The sequence below is a fragment of the Pseudoalteromonas sp. SR45-1 genome (assembly GCF_014163655.1).
Classification (GTDB): Bacteria; Pseudomonadota; Gammaproteobacteria; order Enterobacterales; family Alteromonadaceae; genus Pseudoalteromonas; species Pseudoalteromonas distincta.
Genome location: NZ_JACJDR010000017.1, coordinates 60,938 through 78,672 on the forward strand (window position 1 = coordinate 60,938; position 17,735 = coordinate 78,672).

Annotated in this window: 20 protein-coding genes; 14 read left to right on the forward strand and 6 right to left on the reverse strand. The window is 38.4% G+C overall.

The features are described from left to right. Positions 1 to 2 precede the first annotated feature (2 nt). Positions 3 to 404 carry a DUF2802 domain-containing protein gene (locus H5089_RS16315; RefSeq protein WP_024595394.1) on the forward strand — a complete coding sequence of 134 codons (402 nt, stop codon included), beginning with the start codon at positions 3 to 5 and terminating at the stop codon, positions 402 to 404. Between the two features lie 29 nt (positions 405 to 433). Here H5089_RS16315 and H5089_RS16320 read toward each other — a convergent pair whose 3' ends face one another. Beyond that, the gene (locus H5089_RS16320; protein WP_138488715.1) at positions 434 to 742 is read right to left on the reverse strand and encodes an EscU/YscU/HrcU family type III secretion system export apparatus switch protein; all 309 of its coding nucleotides are present in this window, start codon (positions 740 to 742) and stop codon (positions 434 to 436) included. Between the two features lie 2 nt (positions 743 to 744). Further along, complete coding sequence (locus H5089_RS16325; protein WP_182712661.1) at positions 745 to 3,198, reverse strand: flagellar hook-length control protein FliK; 2,454 nt, start codon at positions 3,196 to 3,198, stop codon at positions 745 to 747. A 103-nt stretch (positions 3,199 to 3,301) separates the two neighbouring features. Here H5089_RS16325 and ccmA point away from each other — a divergent pair, with 103 nt between their 5' ends. Genes ccmA through H5089_RS16375 form a run of 10 tightly spaced genes read left to right on the forward strand, consistent with a single transcriptional unit; the run spans position 3,302 to position 11,022 of the window. Further along, positions 3,302 to 3,922 carry a cytochrome c biogenesis heme-transporting ATPase CcmA gene (gene ccmA / locus H5089_RS16330; RefSeq protein WP_152609331.1) on the forward strand — a complete coding sequence of 207 codons (621 nt, stop codon included), beginning with the start codon at positions 3,302 to 3,304 and terminating at the stop codon, positions 3,920 to 3,922. After that, entirely contained in the window at positions 3,922 to 4,608 is a 687-nt protein-coding gene (ccmB, locus tag H5089_RS16335) for a heme exporter protein CcmB (RefSeq protein ID WP_002959286.1), read from the forward strand. The genes ccmA and ccmB overlap by 1 nt, the downstream gene beginning before the upstream one ends. Then, the gene (locus H5089_RS16340; RefSeq protein WP_002959285.1) at positions 4,608 to 5,345 is read left to right on the forward strand and encodes a heme ABC transporter permease; all 738 of its coding nucleotides are present in this window, start codon (positions 4,608 to 4,610) and stop codon (positions 5,343 to 5,345) included. Before ccmB ends, H5089_RS16340 begins: the two co-directional genes overlap by 1 nt. 2 nt (positions 5,346 to 5,347) lie before the next feature. After that, a complete protein-coding gene (gene ccmD, locus H5089_RS16345; RefSeq protein ID WP_002959284.1) occupies positions 5,348 to 5,551 on the forward strand; it encodes a heme exporter protein CcmD in 204 nt (67 codons plus the stop codon). Further along, entirely contained in the window at positions 5,548 to 6,027 is a 480-nt protein-coding gene (gene ccmE / locus H5089_RS16350; RefSeq protein ID WP_002959283.1) for a cytochrome c maturation protein CcmE, read from the forward strand. The genes ccmD and ccmE overlap by 4 nt, the downstream gene beginning before the upstream one ends. 2 nt (positions 6,028 to 6,029) lie before the next feature. Beyond that, on the forward strand, positions 6,030 to 8,000 hold the full coding sequence (locus H5089_RS16355) for a heme lyase CcmF/NrfE family subunit (RefSeq protein WP_002959282.1): 1,971 nt from the start codon (positions 6,030 to 6,032) through the stop codon (positions 7,998 to 8,000). Then, entirely contained in the window at positions 7,997 to 8,566 is a 570-nt protein-coding gene (locus H5089_RS16360) for a redoxin family protein (protein WP_024595354.1), read from the forward strand. Before H5089_RS16355 ends, H5089_RS16360 begins: the two co-directional genes overlap by 4 nt. Next, the gene (locus H5089_RS16365; protein ID WP_002959280.1) at positions 8,566 to 9,027 is read left to right on the forward strand and encodes a cytochrome c-type biogenesis protein; all 462 of its coding nucleotides are present in this window, start codon (positions 8,566 to 8,568) and stop codon (positions 9,025 to 9,027) included. The genes H5089_RS16360 and H5089_RS16365 overlap by 1 nt, the downstream gene beginning before the upstream one ends. Further along, a complete protein-coding gene (gene ccmI / locus H5089_RS16370; RefSeq protein WP_024595353.1) occupies positions 9,028 to 10,281 on the forward strand; it encodes a c-type cytochrome biogenesis protein CcmI in 1,254 nt (417 codons plus the stop codon). 9 nt (positions 10,282 to 10,290) lie between these two features. After that, complete coding sequence (locus tag H5089_RS16375; protein WP_182682688.1) at positions 10,291 to 11,022, forward strand: VacJ family lipoprotein; 732 nt, start codon at positions 10,291 to 10,293, stop codon at positions 11,020 to 11,022. A 145-nt stretch (positions 11,023 to 11,167) separates the two neighbouring features. Here H5089_RS16375 and H5089_RS16380 read toward each other — a convergent pair whose 3' ends face one another. Further along, entirely contained in the window at positions 11,168 to 12,394 is a 1,227-nt protein-coding gene (locus H5089_RS16380; protein WP_182712662.1) for an EAL and HDOD domain-containing protein, read from the reverse strand. Positions 12,395 to 12,725: 331 nt separating this feature from the next. Here H5089_RS16380 and putP point away from each other — a divergent pair, with 331 nt between their 5' ends. Continuing rightward, a complete protein-coding gene (putP, locus tag H5089_RS16385; RefSeq protein WP_149602304.1) occupies positions 12,726 to 14,204 on the forward strand; it encodes a sodium/proline symporter PutP in 1,479 nt (492 codons plus the stop codon). A gap of 273 nt (positions 14,205 to 14,477) precedes the next feature. On the opposite strand, the gene H5089_RS16390 is transcribed toward putP, so the two are convergent. Then, positions 14,478 to 14,795 carry a YebG family protein gene (locus H5089_RS16390; protein WP_004335683.1) on the reverse strand — a complete coding sequence of 106 codons (318 nt, stop codon included), beginning with the start codon at positions 14,793 to 14,795 and terminating at the stop codon, positions 14,478 to 14,480. Between the two features lie 314 nt (positions 14,796 to 15,109). Here H5089_RS16390 and H5089_RS16395 point away from each other — a divergent pair, with 314 nt between their 5' ends. Further along, positions 15,110 to 15,406 (forward strand): helix-hairpin-helix domain-containing protein, encoded by a 297-nt coding sequence (locus H5089_RS16395; protein ID WP_165723515.1) that lies wholly within the window; start codon positions 15,110 to 15,112, stop codon positions 15,404 to 15,406. 24 nt (positions 15,407 to 15,430) lie between these two features. Here H5089_RS16395 and H5089_RS16400 read toward each other — a convergent pair whose 3' ends face one another. Together H5089_RS16400 and dsbB are read right to left on the reverse strand one after the other, a co-directional pair. Next, complete coding sequence (locus H5089_RS16400; RefSeq protein WP_024595348.1) at positions 15,431 to 15,733, reverse strand: DUF6170 family protein; 303 nt, start codon at positions 15,731 to 15,733, stop codon at positions 15,431 to 15,433. A 1-nt stretch (position 15,734) separates the two neighbouring features. Then, a complete protein-coding gene (dsbB, locus tag H5089_RS16405; RefSeq protein WP_024595347.1) occupies positions 15,735 to 16,253 on the reverse strand; it encodes a disulfide bond formation protein DsbB in 519 nt (172 codons plus the stop codon). Positions 16,254 to 16,783: 530 nt separating this feature from the next. On the opposite strand from dsbB, the gene fadR reads away from it, so the two are divergent. Further along, positions 16,784 to 17,497 carry a fatty acid metabolism transcriptional regulator FadR gene (gene fadR / locus H5089_RS16410; protein WP_024606190.1) on the forward strand — a complete coding sequence of 238 codons (714 nt, stop codon included), beginning with the start codon at positions 16,784 to 16,786 and terminating at the stop codon, positions 17,495 to 17,497. The last annotated feature ends 238 nt before the right edge of the window (positions 17,498 to 17,735 follow it).

Sequence of the window (17,735 nt, forward strand, 5' to 3'; positions counted from 1 at the left end):
TTATGGTGTTACTTAGTATAGCTATATCAGCGTTAGCGGTAGGACTTATATCGCTGGCGTTAATTATTGCATTAAAAAATAAACACGCGAATGAAATTAATGCTGTATCGCAGCAGCTTAAAGATAGCTCTGAGCAGACTCATATTTTGCGCAGTGAAATTTCGGAGATTAGAACCGGGCTCTTAAGTATTGGTAAGCGAGTGCTTGAAGTCGAACAACAAAACCAAGATTTAATGCAACAGCAAGCGGCGCAAAAATACGATGACCCTGATGCTAAAATTTACTCTCGTGCTGTAAAAATGGTTGAGTTAGGTGCAGACCTTGATGAAGTAATACGCGAGTGCGAACTACCACGAGCAGAAGCCGAATTACTATTTTCATTACATAAACAAAAAGGTGCTTAGCGCCTTTTTTTATGTGCGAATAAATTGGCTCAAGCTTTAATATTTAACTTACCTTGAAAATCCTGCCAACCTGGCGGAAATTGACCTCTTAATACATACGAAAACGCAATAAGCTCTGCAATAACATAATAAAGCTCTTTGGGAATTTCTTCTCCTAACTCTAAATGTGACAACGTTTTAGCAAGTGCTGCATCTTCGTGGATCATAATTCCTTTTAGTTTAGCCGCTGCTATTATTTCATCAGCTAATTCACCAAACCCTTTAACACTTACAGTGGGTGTGTTTCCAGCTTCGTACAAAAGCCCAATGGCTGATTTATTAATCGGTGTTTCACTCATAGCTAAACCTTAATATTAATAATTGCGTGAGATTTATAGAATGCCTGATTGTTGGCATCGCCTCTCTTTAAGTTGAGCTCGCCAACTTGTAAGCCATGTTTAGCTAGTTTTGATCTTAAATTATCTAAGTGAGGATGAGCAATTGCACTTACTTCTTGGCTCGAGGCTAATAGCTGGCAATCGAGTGCTTTATCCATTAACTCAGCAGTAATTTGTAGCTGCCCAAGTTGGGCATAATCAAAGTTTAATCTGACAAACCATACATTTTTATCTTCTAATTTACCGGCGCTTGGCTTTTTATACTGTCCAAGTGTTATTTCTGTTTGGGCTGCTTCTGGAGGTAATCTCATCGGTAATAAAAATTGTGCAAGCGGGTTTGTGTCTGGCTGTTGATTTGGTGTTGAGACACTTACTTGGGTAAGTGTGTTTTTAACGTGTACGATTTCGCTGGCCAAAGCTTGTACTTGAGCTTGTTGAAGCTGTTCAAGCATTTTTGCTCCCGTGTTACCCATTTTAAAAGTAGGTATAAGTACTTGTAAGAGAGCATCTAAGCCAGTTTGATTATTAAAACTGATAGGCGTTGCTGATTGGCTAATGAGAGGCGCAGCTAAAATACTCACAGCCACCTGTTCAAGCCCTTTAGTGAAACTACTTTGCAGCATATCACCCGCTAGTTGAGTGGGCTGTAAAGTAGCAAGTATCTCACGCTGTATGGTTGCAGGGTTTATGTTATTACTTGAAACCATACGGTTAAATGCTTGATTAATTAAGCGAGTTAAATCAGGGGTGTCTTTTGTTGCCTTATCTGTAATATCAGTAATTTGACTGCTTAAAAGTTGTTTATTGTAAGCCAGCCTATCTGTAGGGGTTGTGGCATCAGGAAGCTTTAATAATGTACTTAATAGTTTTGCTTCTATTGGTTGTAGCATTTGACTACGAGAGGGCGCATTAGATAACGGCTCAGTTAACAAGGTAATGCTTTTAGTGTTCACTGTGCTTGTGTTGTTTTGATTATTATCGTTTATTGCAAGCTGTGCTGAGGAGGTGGTAAGTCCCTTAGTGACTACTTCATTGGTAGGGTTAACCAAGGCGTTCGGTTTACTGTTTTCACTAGTAATAAGGGGTTTTAATTGGCTTGCTTTTAAATCACTTAGCTTAGCGCTCGCCACTTCACCTGAGGTAGTATTATTTGTTATTGGCATGTAGGTTGTTGCTGTGTTTGCAGGTGTTTGCCAAACACTAACACTTCCTTTTACTAGTTGCGTTAATTGTACAATCGGCGGGAGCCTTGAAAAGTGCTCTGGCAAAATATTGCTCGTATTGTTATTTAACGCAGTACTCACACTTTGAGTAATGTTAACTCTAATTAGCGGTGATTCACTCAGTTGTATAGCTAAAGACGTTTTTTGTTGCGCGGGCGAAGTTGATAGCTGCGTTAACTCAGATTTACTTATTGTAGCAAAAGGCTTATTTTCAAAATATTTAACCGCATCATTAATTCGCGTTTTTAAATCACTAAAACTATTTTGTAACCACGATTTTATTGGACTATTTAGGGTCAATAATGGATTTACTTTAATATTACTCGCAGAAACGGCTACTTCAGGTGCATTGCTTTTTTGCGCTAAAAGTAACTCGTTAAATGGTTTTGAGAATGAGTTGTTAAGCGTTACTTTTATATTGTTTGTATCGGTTTTAATAAATAATTTATCTGCTTGGTTCACTAAGTTTACTTTAATAGATGTATTAGGTAGCTCGGCTAGTTGTTGATTAGTAATAGGTGTTGTAAATGAACCTGACTTTTGAGGATGAGTTAAAATAGCCAGTTTTGGTGTTGCTTGAAGCTGTGCACTGGGTAACAAGGCCGCGAGCAAATTAGTAAGTTTAGTTTGGCTAAGTGGTTGCGAGTGAACCGTATCAGCAAAGCGGTTAATAACATTAATCTGTGCGCCTTTATTAGTCGTACTAACAACTACTTTTAAAGGCTGTTCAGTTGTAAGTAACTGGGCTACGTCTTTATTTATGGCAATACTTGCGTTGAGTTTATCAATAACTAACTTGGGAGACGGGGATACAGTAACTTGTACATCCATTGGTTGGCTTTGTACCTCAGTGCCCGTGCTTACATAATTTAACAAGCGCTGCAATTGTACCGGCTGATTTAAAGTAAGGGTTGTACTGTTTGGCGAGATGTTGAGCTGCTTACCATCAGGGCTGATTTGTATGTTAGCACTGACTATTTTTTGCAGGTTTTGTGGTGCGCTTGAAGTGCCAAGCCTTAATGTTTGCCAATGCTTATCAATAAATACATCAAGCGTAATCGAGTCTTTCGAAAATTGGATGTTTTTAGCCGCAAGTACCTCACTAGGTAACTGTGGTAACTCATTGGTCTGGCTGTGAGCAGATTGATTGATAACCAATGAGTTAGATAATGTTATTTGCGTTGGTGTATTCATTATTTTAAATCAAGTTTTTGTTAATCGATTATAAAGCAATATTCGTATTACCCTATCATTATGGTAGACTAACGCCTAATTTTTGGCAGAGAGAATCGTCATCTTGTTACACATTAAGTCCGTCACCTGCATCAAGCAAGATCGTTGTTTGTTTGCGGATCTTAATTTTAGCCTTAATAGCGGTCAAATCATGCAATTAGCGGGTCCTAATGGGGCTGGTAAAACATCGCTACTGCGTATTATTGCTGGCTTTTCTGTGCCTGATGAAGGGTCTGTTCTGTTCCAAGATCAACCTATATCTAAGTACTATGAAGAGTATGCCAGAGAGCTGCTTTTTATAGGGCATAAAACAGGTGTAAGTACTCAGCTTAGTGCAGTTGAAAATGTTCGCCACTGGTTACAAATTAATGGCTACATAAATGAGCCTGATTTATATCCTATTTTAGCGCAACTTGGCCTTGTTGGACTTGAAGATGTACCCGTTAGAATGCTATCTGCTGGACAACAACGACGTGTAGCGCTTGTTAGGCTTTGGTTAAGTGATGCTAAATTATGGGTACTTGATGAGCCATTTACCGCGCTTGATAAAAGCGGTGTCGCCTTTTTACAGCAGCGATTTACTGAACACTTACAAAGCGGTGGTGCCATTTTATTAACGACCCACCAAGACTTAACGACCCACTTTAGTAACTTACAAACGGTTACACTGGAGTATCGCCACTAATGACTCGTCAACACTCTTATTGGTTGCTATTTAGTGCGGTATTTACCAAAGATGTAAAACTTGCGTTTCGCCAGCGCGCCGAAATTGTAAATCCTATTTTATTCTTCTTAATTGTAATTTCATTATTTCCGTTAGCAATAGGGCCTGAGCCCGGTCTACTTGCGAGAATGGCGCCAGGTATTATTTGGGTTGCCGCATTACTCTCTACCATGTTGGGTTTAGATAAGTTGTTTAGGGATGATTTTAACGATGGCTCGTTGGAGCAGTTAATTGCATCCTCTTATCCATTATCGCTAACCGTACTCGCTAAAGTGGCTGCTCATTGGGTGGTAACAGGTTTACCACTTGTATTAATGACCCCGCTATTTGCATTATTGTTAAACCTAGAAAGTACGGCGTTAACAGCAACCGTTTTAACATTATTATTAGGCACACCATTATTGAGCTTTATTGGCGCAATAGGCGCAGGGCTTACTGTGGGGTTACAAAAAGGGGGTATTTTGATGAGTTTACTCGTACTGCCTTTGTATATTCCTGTTTTGATTTTTGCAACGTCGGCTATCGATACCAGTACAATGTCACTGGATTATAGTGGGCAGCTTGCCATCCTTGGTGCAATGTTACTTATTGCTATTATAAGCGCACCAATTGCCATATCGTCAGCTTTAAAAGTGAGTGTAAGTTAATGTGGAAGTGGTTACATCCCTATGCTAAAGCAGAGCGTGCATACCAGTTATGCAATACGTTACTGCCATATTTTGCCGTAGTTACCGTAGTTAGTATGATTGTTGGATGGGTATGGGGGCTTGGTTTTGCACCTGCCGATTACCAACAAAAAGACAGCTACCGTATCATCTTTATTCATGTGCCTTCTGCCATTTTATCTATGGGGGCTTACTCATCAATGGCGATTGCCGCTATCGTTGCACTTGTATGGCAGCTACGAAATGCCGAGCTTGCTGTTATTGCTATTGCGCCTGTTGGTGCATGTATTACTGCTATAGCGCTTATTACTGGCGCTGCATGGGGTAAACCTATGTGGGGTGCTTGGTGGGTATGGGATGCGCGTTTAACGTCTGAACTTATTTTATTATTTTTATATCTTGGCGTGCTTTCGCTTTACCATGCATTTGAAGATAAGAAGTCAGCAGGGCGTGCGGCTTCTATTTTAGCAATTGTTGGCGTAATTAATTTACCTATTATTCATTACTCTGTTGAGTGGTGGAATACGTTACACCAAGGTGCAAGCATTACAAAGCTAGATACAAAAGCAATAGATCCAAGTATGTTTTGGCCTCTTATGGTTAATATTTTAGCCTTTGCTGCTTTTGTTGGAACAGTGACTTTAATTCGTCTTAAAAATGAAATTTTGCAACGAGAAAAGCACCGACCGTGGGTTCGCTCGTTGTTAAATAAGGGGTAATTATGCAGTTTGACTCTTTTTCTGATTTTATTGCAATGGGAGGTTATGGATTTTATGTCTGGCTTTCTTTTGGTACATGCGCACTTATTTTACTCGGTATTTTAGTGAACTCTTTGAGAGACACCAAACGTATTATGGCTTCAGTGGAGCAACAAATAATACGTGAAGCGCGAATTAAAAAAGCTAAGCAGGAACAAATCTCATGAATCCAAGACGTAAAAAGCGACTATTGGTAATTATTGCCGTACTGTTTGGTATTGGTGGGTCAATTGGTTTAGTGCTTTATGCACTGCAAGAAAATATTAATCTTTTTTATACGCCAAGCGAATTAATTGATGGCAAAGGCCCTAACAAAGAAAAACCACATATAGGTCAAAAGTTACGTATTGGCGGCATGGTTGTGCCAGGCACGGTTGAGCGTAATGAACAAAGCTTACAAGTAAGCTTTAAGCTAATAGATACAGGTCCATTAGTGACTGTGCGTTATCAAGGCATATTGCCAGACTTGTTTCGTGAGGGGCAAGGCATTGTAGCGCAGGGCGTATTAGTCGAGCCTAATGTTATTGAAGCATTTGAAGTGCTAGCAAAGCATGACGAAGAATATATGCCAGCAGAAGTTGCAGAGGCAGTTAAAGGTATTAAGCACGAAAAACCAAAATACAACTTAGATAGTGGTAATTAGCTATGATCCCAGAAATTGGTTATTTTTCTTTAACGCTTGCCATGGTGCTAAGCGTTTTACTGTGTATTTTTCCTCTTTGGGGCGCGCATACTGGTAATCTTCGGTTAATGCGTGCGGCTCCATCTTTAGCAATAGGCCAGTTTGCTTTTGTACTAATCTCTTTTGCTGCACTTATTTATGCAAGTTTAACAGACGACTTTACCGTATCTTACGTAGCGTATCATTCAAGTAGTACGCTGCCTTGGTACTATAAAATCACCTCTACGTGGGGCGGTCATGAAGGTGCTATTTTATTATGGTTAGTAATGCAAGCGGGTTGGACTGCTGCTGTAGCAGCGCGTTCTAAATCATTACCTTGGGTATTACGTGCTCGCGTACTGGGTGTACTTGGCTTTTTAGGTGTAGGTTTTATGATGTACACCTTACTGCTTTCAAGCCCGTTTGAGCGCCTACTTCCTTATTTTCCGGTAGAAGGGCGTGACTTGAATCCGCTGCTTCAAGATCCAGGTATGATTATTCATCCACCATTACTGTACATGGGTTATGTGGGGCTGTCGGTTGCTTTCTCTTTTGCTATAGCTGCATTGTTAACAGGTAAACTTGATAACACATGGGCTAAATGGTCACGCCCGTGGACGATGACTGCGTGGGGTTTCTTAGGTTTAGGTCTTACTATTGGTAGCTGGTGGGCGTATTCAGAACTAGGCTGGGGCGGCTGGTGGTTTTGGGATCCAGTAGAAAACGCAGCGCTTATGCCTTGGCTTGTTGCAACCGCATTACTGCATTCATTAAGTGTGACAGAAAAGCGCGGTATATTTAAATCATGGACCGTATTACTCGCAATTGCAGCATTCTCTTTAAGTTTGCTAGGTACGTTTATTGTACGCTCGGGTATTATTGTATCGGTACATGCGTTTGCTACAGACCCCGATAGAGGCTTATTTATACTCGCCTTTTTAGGCATCGTTGTCGGTGGTGGCTTGGCGTTATATGCAATGCGTGTGTCACAAGTTCACAGTGAAGGACGATACAAGCTGGTATCGCGCGAAGTGGCCTTATGGCTCAATAATATATTTTTAGTTGTTGCTACATTAATTGTTATGTTAGGTACATTGTTGCCAATGGTTCATAAAGAAATGGGCTTAGGTAGCATTTCTATTGGCGAACCGTTTTTTAATAAGATGTTTGCAATAATTTTAGTACCGTTTGCTATTTTGATGGGGATCGGACCACTTTTACGTTGGAAGCAAAACAAGTGGGCTTTTTTGCAAAACAAAATATTAATGGGCGTATTAGCAAGTGTTGTGATTACCTGCGCTTGGTTATTCTCAAGTTACGATTTAGTAAAACCACTTACGTTATTAGCGACAACACTGGCGGTTTGGATTGCAATATCAACAGGGATTGATATTTACACCAAAGCAGCTGTGCACGGGAGCTTAAAAGAAGGCTTAAAACGCTTTACTGTAAGTTACTGGGCTATGGTACTTGGGCATATTGGTATTGCATTTATTATTGCGGGCGTAACACTTACCTCGGCTTATTCAGTAGAGCGTGATGTATCGATGAAACCGGGTGAAATAGCACAGCTTAATGAGTATGAATATCGCTTTGATGGCGTTAAAACTATTCGTGGGCCAAACTACAGCGGTCATGCGGGCGTTGTATCTGTGCTTAAAAATAATGAGCTAGTAACACGTTTACACGCCGAAAAACGTAAATATGACATTGGTATGCAGTTTATGACTGAGGCGGCAATAGATGCCGGTTTTAAACGTGATTTATATTTAGCATTAGGTGAGCAATTAAGTGGTGATGCATGGTCACTTCGCATTTATCATAAACCATTTGTACGCTGGATATGGATTGGTGGCGTGCTTATGTCATTTGCAGGTTTCATGATTTTGTTTGATAAACGTTACCGTACATCAGCTAAAACAGCCCGTAAAGATGTACCGGAGAGTGTTTTATGAACCGTAAAATTTTAGCTATTGCGCCGCTTTTAGTGTTTGCTTTTGTGTGTGTATTTTTATACCAAGGTCTTTTTGCCAACCCTCGTGAAATTCAAACAGGGCGGATAGGTCAAGAAATGCCAGCGTTTAATTTACCTGATTTAATGCAAGACAATAAGCAGTGGACCAACGAGTCGTTAAAAGGTGAAGTTTACTTATTAAATGTATGGGGTACGTGGTGCCCAACATGTTTAGTCGAACTTGGTTATTTAACTAAGTTACGTGAGCAAGGCGTTAAAATTATTGGACTATATTACGTACAAGGTTACGACTCTGATTTTGATGGCCCGTTTGATATGCAATCACTTCGCAGCGAAGTCACTGATATGCTGCAACGTGCAGGTGACCCTTACCAATTTAATATTTTAGATTTACACCGTACTTTGTCGTTGGATTTAGGCGTGTCGGGTGCGCCAGAAACTTTTTTAGTCGATAAAAACGGCACTATTTTGTTACATCACACCGGTGATATAAATCCGCGAGTATGGCGAGCTAAATTTGCGCCAATTATGCAGGAGCTTAAATAATGAAGTGGTTACTACTTACGCTTAGCCTTTTTGTAAGCATGGGTGCGTTTGCACAGCAAGATCGCTATCAATTTGATAACAACAAACAAGCAATATTGTTTGAAGAGTTAACCAAAGAGCTACGTTGCCCTAAGTGTCAAAATCAAAACATTGCGGACTCCGACGCTGTTGTTGCTAAAGACTTGCGCGATAAAGTACTCGTATTGGTTAAAGAAGGTAAAAGTAAAGACGAAGTGATTGATTATATGATTGACCGCTTTGGCTATTTTGTTCATTACGACCCACCTGTTACACCAGCGACTTTAGTGCTGTGGGTACTACCTGTGTTAATTGTAATTGTTGGCTTTGGTTTTATTGTTATTCGCCAACGAAAAGCATCAGTAAAACAAACATGGAGCAGCGACGATGAAATGCTGCTAGCGAAGCTAATTGAACAAAATAAACGTCAGGAGCAAAGCTAAATGATTTTAATGTGGGCGTGTTTTGCCTTACTCACACTGGTTGCTCTTAGCTTTGTTATGATACCTTTTTTAAAAAAAGAGCGTGTTCAAACGATTACTCATAACGCCAATGCTGAATTAATTAGTATTTATGAGCAGCGTTTAGTCGATTTGCAAACTGATTTAGATAATCAACGCATTGATAGCGTAAATCACGCAGAATCAATTGTTGAATTAAAACGTCGCTTATTGAACGAGCTATCACCAGAGAAATCACTTAACAGCAAAGGTAATAATCGTATTTTTGCTTTAACAGGCGGTGCATTTGTTCTTGCGCTTACAGGGATTTTTTATAGTTTTACAGGCAGTCAGCAGCAAATTTCGGCTTGGCATGACGCAATGGATAATTTAGCTGATTATGGCGAGCGTGCTGTAATGCAAAAAGGTGAGCCGCTTAGTCAAAATGAGCTGCAGGCTTTTGCATTGGCGCTTCGTACTAAACTTAGCCGCTCTGGCGATGATGAAGTTGCTTGGATGCTACTTGGTCGAGTGGCTATGTCGCTTAATGAATTTGACATGGCGCAGCAGTCATTTGATAAAGCACTACGTATGAACCCTGATAATATGCAGGTTCTTATTAGTTACAGTCAGGTTTTATTACTTGAAGGTAGCGAAGCTAATATGACTCGCGCGGCAGGTATGCTTTCAAAAGTGCTAAACGTTGAGCCTACTAATTTAGATGCTATTTCGTTACTAGCGCTGATAGCGTATGAGCGTAAAGATTGGCCGCAAGCTAAAACTGCATTTGAAGTTTTATTGGCGAGCATGGAAAAAAATGATTCACGTTATAACATGATCTCCGAACGTATTGCTGATATTGAGCAACAAATGCAAAGTGAAGGCTCAGTTATGCCAGTTACTACTACAACGGGTGCTATTGCAGTTACAGTCGACATTGCAAAAGAGCTTATTGATAAACAGCCAAAAGACGGTATTTTGTTTATATTTGCAAAAGCTGCAACTGGCTCACCTATGCCATTAGCTGCTGTTAAGCTGACTAAATATTCATTTCCAATTACAGTTGAGTTGAGTGATAGTAGTGCAATGGTTGCAGGGCTTAACTTATCTAGTGCAGAAAATATTATTATTTCGGCGCGTATTTCTATCGATGACTCTGTTATGCCAAGCTCTGGTGAGCTAGAAGGTCATTCACAGGCGTTAAAGCGTGAAAGTGTAAGTGACTACCAACTTCAAATTGATACATTAATACCTTAAGGACGTTAGATGTTAAAACACAGTTTTACTTTTTTATGTTTATTGATACTAGCCGGCTGTGCTCAAGTACCTCAAAGCAAAGTAGATGACAGAGATCCGCTGCAAAGTATTAATCGTCCATTATATGACTTTAATATGGATGTACTGGATGCTTATTTATTGCGCCCAGTTGCTGTAGGTTATGTTGAAGTAACGCCTGTACCGGTAAGAAACGGTATTGTTAATTTTACAGGTAATATCACCGCACCTGTAGATATGATCAATGCGGGTTTGCAAGGTAAACCGGGTAATGCAAGTGTGAGCTTAGCACGCTTTTTAGTTAACTCTACTGTCGGTCTGTTTGGTATCTTTGATGTTGCAAGCTCACTAGGTCTTGAAATAGTCGATGAAGACTTTGGACAAACGTTGGGTGTATGGGGCGTAGGTGATGGCGCCTATTTAATGCTACCAGGTATGGGGCCAACAACAGCACGTAACCTGACCGGTGATGTAGTCGATAACTTTGTATTACCTGAAGTTGCGCTAACGACTCCACAAACTATTTTAGTATTTGTTTTAAAAGCAGTTGAGGCGCGTGCATCTTTAATACCACAAGAAGGGCTATTAAATGATTCACTTGATCCGTACTTATTTGTAAAAGATATTTACTTCCAGCGTCAAATTTATGAGCTGTACGATGGCAATCCACCAGTTAAAGAAGAGCCAGCTGATTTTGATGAAGACTTTTTAGAAAGTTTATAATTGAAGCCAATGATAAAAACGCCAGCTAAATGCTGGCGTTTTTATTGACTGTTTATGTAATCTGAACTTTGGCTAGAGAAAAATAAACTTAGATATCATTATAATTCAATATATTAGTAAATATCTTAACCAGAGTTCGGGTTACTTATTTTTCGTTAACTACTAACTGCATTTGCTCATTAACCCAAGTCAGTGCTTCATGATAGGCATCAGGAACTTTTTCACCTAGGTTTAGCTCTTTCGTTAATTCGTTTGCTGCTGACCAGTTAGCTTGTTCATAATACTTAACTAAGTTTAAATATTTTGCCAGCAAGCCTTCATCGTTTAATAAGGCTGCTTTTATGTCATTCGAAAGTGGAAGCTTTTTCATAACGCTTTCCATACTCTCATCTAAAATAGCATCCATAAGAGACATCATACCGGTTAAAAATGCCATGCCGGTATCTTTAAATTGTCCATGGGATATAGCGAGTAACTCACCAAAACGAGCGCGCGTAAGCGATAGCCTAATTAGCTCTACAGGTTTATCTGCTGATACTTGCGCTGCAAATAATAATGATAATAGTTTTTTAATTTCGTTAACACCAAGCACTATAAGGGCTTGCTTAATGGTACTTATTTCAGCACGCCTTGCAAAGGCAGCAGAATTTGAATACCTAAGTAATTTGTAAGATAGGTTTACATCACGCTCAAACACATCAGTGATTTTTTTAAGATCCATATCAACGCTTGATGTTTCGTAAAGTAATTCAGCTAATGCCATTTCTGAAGGCGGTAGAGCCTTACTTTGTACCATTTCAGGTTTTGAGAAGAAAAATCCTTGGAAATAATCAAAACCAAGCTCTAGAGCTTGTTGGTAAATTTCATAGGTTTCTACTTTTTCGGCAAGTAACTTAATATGCGAGTGCAGTTTTAAATCATTAAGAACCGTTTTTATTGTATCTATATCAGATGCTAAAAAGTCTATTTTAATAATATCAATAAATGGATAAAAGTGGCGCCAAACAGGCTGATGAATATAGTCATCAAGAGCAATAGTGTAACCTTTATCTTTTAGATCTTTCACTATGGCTAATAATCGCTTCCCAGGTTGCACAGTTTCAAGGATTTCTACAACTACAGTATCTTTGCCCAGTAGTGTTGGGTAGCCCTTTGATAGCGTTTCTAGGGTGAAATTTATATAGGCGGGTTTATTGTCGGTTAAATCTTCTAAGCCGAAATTAAACTGACTACCTTCAATTAGTCGTGTAGTTGCCTCGTCACCATCTATATCAGGAAATACGTTATCAACGCCATCGCGAAATAAAAGTTCATACCCGATGAGCTTTTTATCTCTGTCTAAAATAGGTTGGCGTGCAGCGTAAAAATACATAAACAGTTCCGTAAGAGTAATGTAATTGGGTATTGTAATAATATATGGCAAAAGACTCAAAATAGCATTACGTATATTTGCTAGATTAATAAATTATCATTAAAAATTAAGGTGTTTCTAGTATTTAATTTATTTTATTTCACCAATTCGCTTTAAAATCATTCAACATGAGTATTTTTGTATCAGGTGAGGGCAACAAGTTGGAGATTTTATTATCAAGCATGATATAGTCAGCGAGAATGGTTTTTACCCCAATAGTGTCTTAACTATAAAATTTTAAGAGTCATTATTTGGATTAAAGCCTATTATTAATAATTATGCGGAGGCTAATTTGGAAACAGGAATGATTATTTCACTAGCATTATATTTTATTGTAATGTTAGGTATCGGACTATATGCATATAAGCAATCTACTGACGATGTATCTGGTTACATGTTAGGTGGACGAAATCTATCTCCAAGTGTAGCTGCACTGTCTGCAGGTGCATCTGATATGAGTGGCTGGATTTTAATGGGCCTACCTGGTGCGATGTTTGTTACTGGTTTTAGTAGTACATGGATAGCAATTGGCTTGGTGATTGGTGCTTGGTTAAATTATCTGTTAGTTGCACCGAGATTACGTGTTTACACTGAAAAAGCAAATGACTCTATAACCATCCCAGACTACTTTTCAAATCGCTTCAATGATAAATCCAACCTATTACGTGTTGTATCAGCTGTGGTAATTATTGTTTTCTTTACTCTTTATACTTCATCTGGTGTTGTCGCTGGTGGTAAATTGTTTGAAAGCTCATTTGGTTTAACTTATGAAATGGGTTTATACATTACAACGGGCGTAGTTGTTTTATATACCTTGTTTGGTGGTTTTTTAGCTGTAAGCTTAACTGACTTTGTGCAAGGTTGTATTATGTTCATTGCACTTATTCTAGTACCAACGGTTGCATACTCTTTGCTTGAACAACCTTTAGAATCAACTTTACATAGCGTAAATCCAGATATGCTTAACTGGATTGGTGCAGGTTCTGCATTAGGTATTATTTCTGCAATGGCTTGGGGTTTAGGTTATTTTGGCCAACCACATATCATTGTTCGTTTTATGTCGGTACGTAGTGTTAAAGATATGCCTAAAGCACGCCGTATTGGTATGACATGGATGATTGTTGCTGCCATTGGTGCTGTTGGTACTGGTATATTTGGTGCAGCTTATACTTATGAGAACAACATTGTAGTTGAAGACCCTGAAACAATTTTCTTAATTCTTTCTGAGTTGCTGTTCCACCCACTTATTGCTGGCTTTTTACTTGCTGCAATTTTGGCTGCGATTATGAGTACTATCTCATCTCAATTATTGGTTAGTTCAAGTTCATTAACAGAAGATTTTTATAAAACATTCTTACGTAAAGATGCCAGTGATAAAGAGCTAGTTGCTGTTGGCCGTATTAGTGTTGCCGTAGTTGCTATGTTCGCTATTTATTTAGCTTACGACAGAGATAGCTCTATTTTAGACCTAGTAAGTAATGCGTGGGCTGGCTTTGGTGCTGCGTTTGGACCACTTGTATTGTTTAGCCTTTATTGGAAACGCATGAACTTTGCTGGTGCGTTAGCTGGTATGTTAGTAGGCGCATTTACTGTGCTAATTTGGATATATGGACCATTTACTATCAATGGTGAAAGCTTAAGTAGCTTTATGTACGAAATAGTACCGGGCTTTATTTTAGCGAGTATTGCAATTGTTGTTGTTAGCTTAGTAACAAAAGAGCCTGAGCAAAACATCACTGCTTTATTTGATGAAGTAGAAAAAGAGCTTTAATTAGCAATTACTATTTATTTTAAAATGAGTAGTAATTAATACCAATCCGCAATAATACTTAATCATTTTGCGGGGCTAAACGTGTTGCTACCGGCGTTAAAAAATTCTCATTTAGAACAACTAAATATCGAATTTTTGCCTAGCTATCAACACGTTTTTCCACCCTCAAAGAGATCACTTAATTAAGCGAATTGGTATAATAAAAAAGGGAGCAACTTAGTTGCTCCCTTTTTTATTTAGTTTGTCCCGTCCGAGGAGGGAGCATTCTATGAATTAACTTACTTTTTTATCGTTGTTATCTTCAATTGATGCAACGTTATCTGACTTTTTACTTTTTGCTGGCGCTTTGGTAACAGCTGGATCTTTGCCACCTTTTAATATGGTCATAAAATCATCTTTGCTTTTCGCTATTTCTAAAGCAAGTGATTCAATTTGTTGCTCACTAAGCGGTACGTCTACCTTTTCTAGCATCAGCTCAAGTGATTCTGCTATATCGAGCATCTTGTCATAAGCATCCGCTTCTTTTTTGGTAGTAAACGTCATACGCTCGACTCCGTTTCGTTCTACAACATATTTAACAACAACAGCCATGATTTCTCCTGCAAAATTGCTTGGCACCGTGGTTTTTAAAAAACCATTAGATTACTGTTTTTATGTACAGTAATGGTTTGTAAGTAAATTTGCAAGCGCGAAGTATTAATTTTTAGGTGTCTTAAATTTGACAAAAAACGGTAACTTTACTTTAGTTAAGCAATCACTTTGTTGTACCAGCTGCATTTTCAGGATTTCGGATCATAGTGATAATGCGTTTAGGTACACTTTAAGTGATGAATTTTACAGTTCCTTATTTATTGATTTCCTGAGCAATACTCAAAATTAAGAAAAGAAGAATAAGGGCAAGTTTAATGAAAACGTTAAAAAATTTACTCATCATAAGTTTATTATGTTTACTACCCGCGACTACCGCGTATGCACAATTATCAGAAGTAACTAAGCAAATGCCTCAAGCTGAGACAATTAGTATAAATAATGCTGATGCAGAGATGCTTGCTAAGTTACCTGGTATAGGTAAGAAAAAAGCGCAGGCAATTGTGGATTATCGTGAAGAAAATGGCGAATTTAAAAGCGTTAGTGATTTATCGCAAGTTAAAGGGATTGGCAAAAAACTTTTAGCTAAATTAGAGGGGAAACTTTCACTTTAATATTTCTAAAAAGTAATCAGGGTGCTAGGCGCCCTGATTAAATTGTTTTAGCGCATCGCTTAAGTGCTTTTTAGCAAAGTTAATTTCAATAGGTGTAGTTAATAGTGGATAGCACAATCCGCCAAGTATCAAAAATGGTATTAATATCCAACCTTTAAATACAGTGAATATTAAAAATAGTGGGCTAAGTAATAGCAACTTTATAATACGCAATAGAACTTTATCAGTTGGCGATAGCTGACTTAATGCAAGCGCAATTACGTCTTGACGCTGGCGTACTTTTAAATGCTTAAGCTGGTCTAATTGGCTTGAAAAAAATGTAAACATATCAAATCGACTTTTTAATTGATAAACGGGCAATAATTATAATAAATAGCGTTAGTGAGAAAATCCCAAATATCACTTCCATCCAAGCAGGCATGCTCATGCCAACAAACTGCCAATCTATATTTCCACAATCCCCGGTAGCTTGAAAAAAGCTAGGTATCCATTCATGTAGTGGCATAAATGATGGGAAATTTGGTTCAAACTCGCAGCTAAATGCAAAAGGGTCTGTGGTGGTTTGCATATCAATATGTTCGCGAGCAATTAAGTATCCCCAAACACTCGATATCCCCCAAATAACATACGCTATCATACGCACAGTTTTACTTTGTGGTTTACTCGAGCCTACAATCCCTGCGCCTAATAAACCCAATACTGCAGTGCGTTGATATATACACATTATGCAAGGCGCTAACCCCATTTTGTATTGAAAGAAAAGAGCGGTAACTTCAAGTAAAAAAACGATAGCTGTAAATAAAAGCCACGGGGTTCGTTGGGTAGGTAATTGTGCAAGCCAGTTCATAAAAATTCCGCGTTTTAATAGGACGTTAGATTATGACGTAGGATAAAGTATGCAGCAACAAAAAGGAAAAAAAAGCTACCGAAGTCGCTTTTTATAAGATGAAATTAATGACTACTCAATTCAGCCTTAGCAAAGGTTAAATGACGTTCTATTATTTTCCCATCGATACATAAGCTCAGTTATATTGCTTACTTATACTAAGGTGATGCATCATCTAAAGAATTTTTTATGGTTGCACTTTTTTGTACTTTTTCTTATGGCAAGTGCGGGATAAGTTAATTAAGCTCAGGCGCTGCGTAAATAAAAATATCTCCATAATAACAATGTACCTACAATGAATATTACTCTAGATATTCATGCATTGTAGCTAAATTAGAGAAACCCAAATTTAATTATTTATTAATTTTAAATTTCTACCCATTTGCTTTATTAATATATATTACTTTACTTGTTAGTTGTGCTTCGTCTGGTACAATCAGTCAGTTATTCGTGTAAAACGATGAGTGTTGATTAATTCGAGTGGGAACTGGATGAGAATTTTTAAAGCGAAAAGCCCAGCAGGATTTGCTGAAGAATATATAGTTGAGTCCATTTGGAACGGCGATTTCCCTCCAGGTTCAATTCTACCTGCCGAGCGAGAACTTTCAGAGTTAATTGGTGTTACAAGAACGACCTTGAGAGAAGTATTACAGCGTTTAGCACGTGATGGTTGGTTAACAATTCAGCATGGTAAACCGACAAAAGTAAATAACTTTTGGGAAACGTCTGGCTTAAATATTCTTGAAACATTAGCGCGCTTAGATGAAGACAAGATGCCAGAGCTGACAGATCAGCTTTTATCTGCACGTACTAATATTAGTGCTATTTATACACGTGCTGCAATTAAGTTAAATCCTGAACGTGTAATTGAAATTTTATCACAAAGCCATGAGCTAGAAGACACTGCGCAGGCATTTGCTGACTACGATTATAAAGTTCATCACGAATTAGCCGTTGCGGGTAATAACCGTATTTATGTATTAATACTCAACGGTTTTAGAGGCTTTTATTCAAAGATTGGTTGTCATTATTTCTCTGATGCCGGAACTCGTGAACTTGCTCGTCAGTTTTATAAAGATTTAACCATTTTGGCAGAAAAGAAAGAGCATGATGGTGCTATTTCTATGATGCGTAAATACGGTCATCAAACGGGTGAGATTTGGCAAAAAATCCGTGGTGATATGCCCTCAGATATAATGGACTAAGTCTAAGCGAGAAACCTGCATTTGCAGGTTTTTTTATATCTGTAAAATTTAGCGCCACCGTATATGAAATTCTAAAAAGTTTAATGCATAAACCACTTCGATATTTTTAAAATTTCTACTTAGTTACAACGCAACTTACACTTTAAATTAGACCTATTATTTAAGCATATTAGCGCAAGTTGCAAGTGTTCGTTATTTTCGATTGCTCACATCGTTAAATGCGATTGTTCTTTTGCAG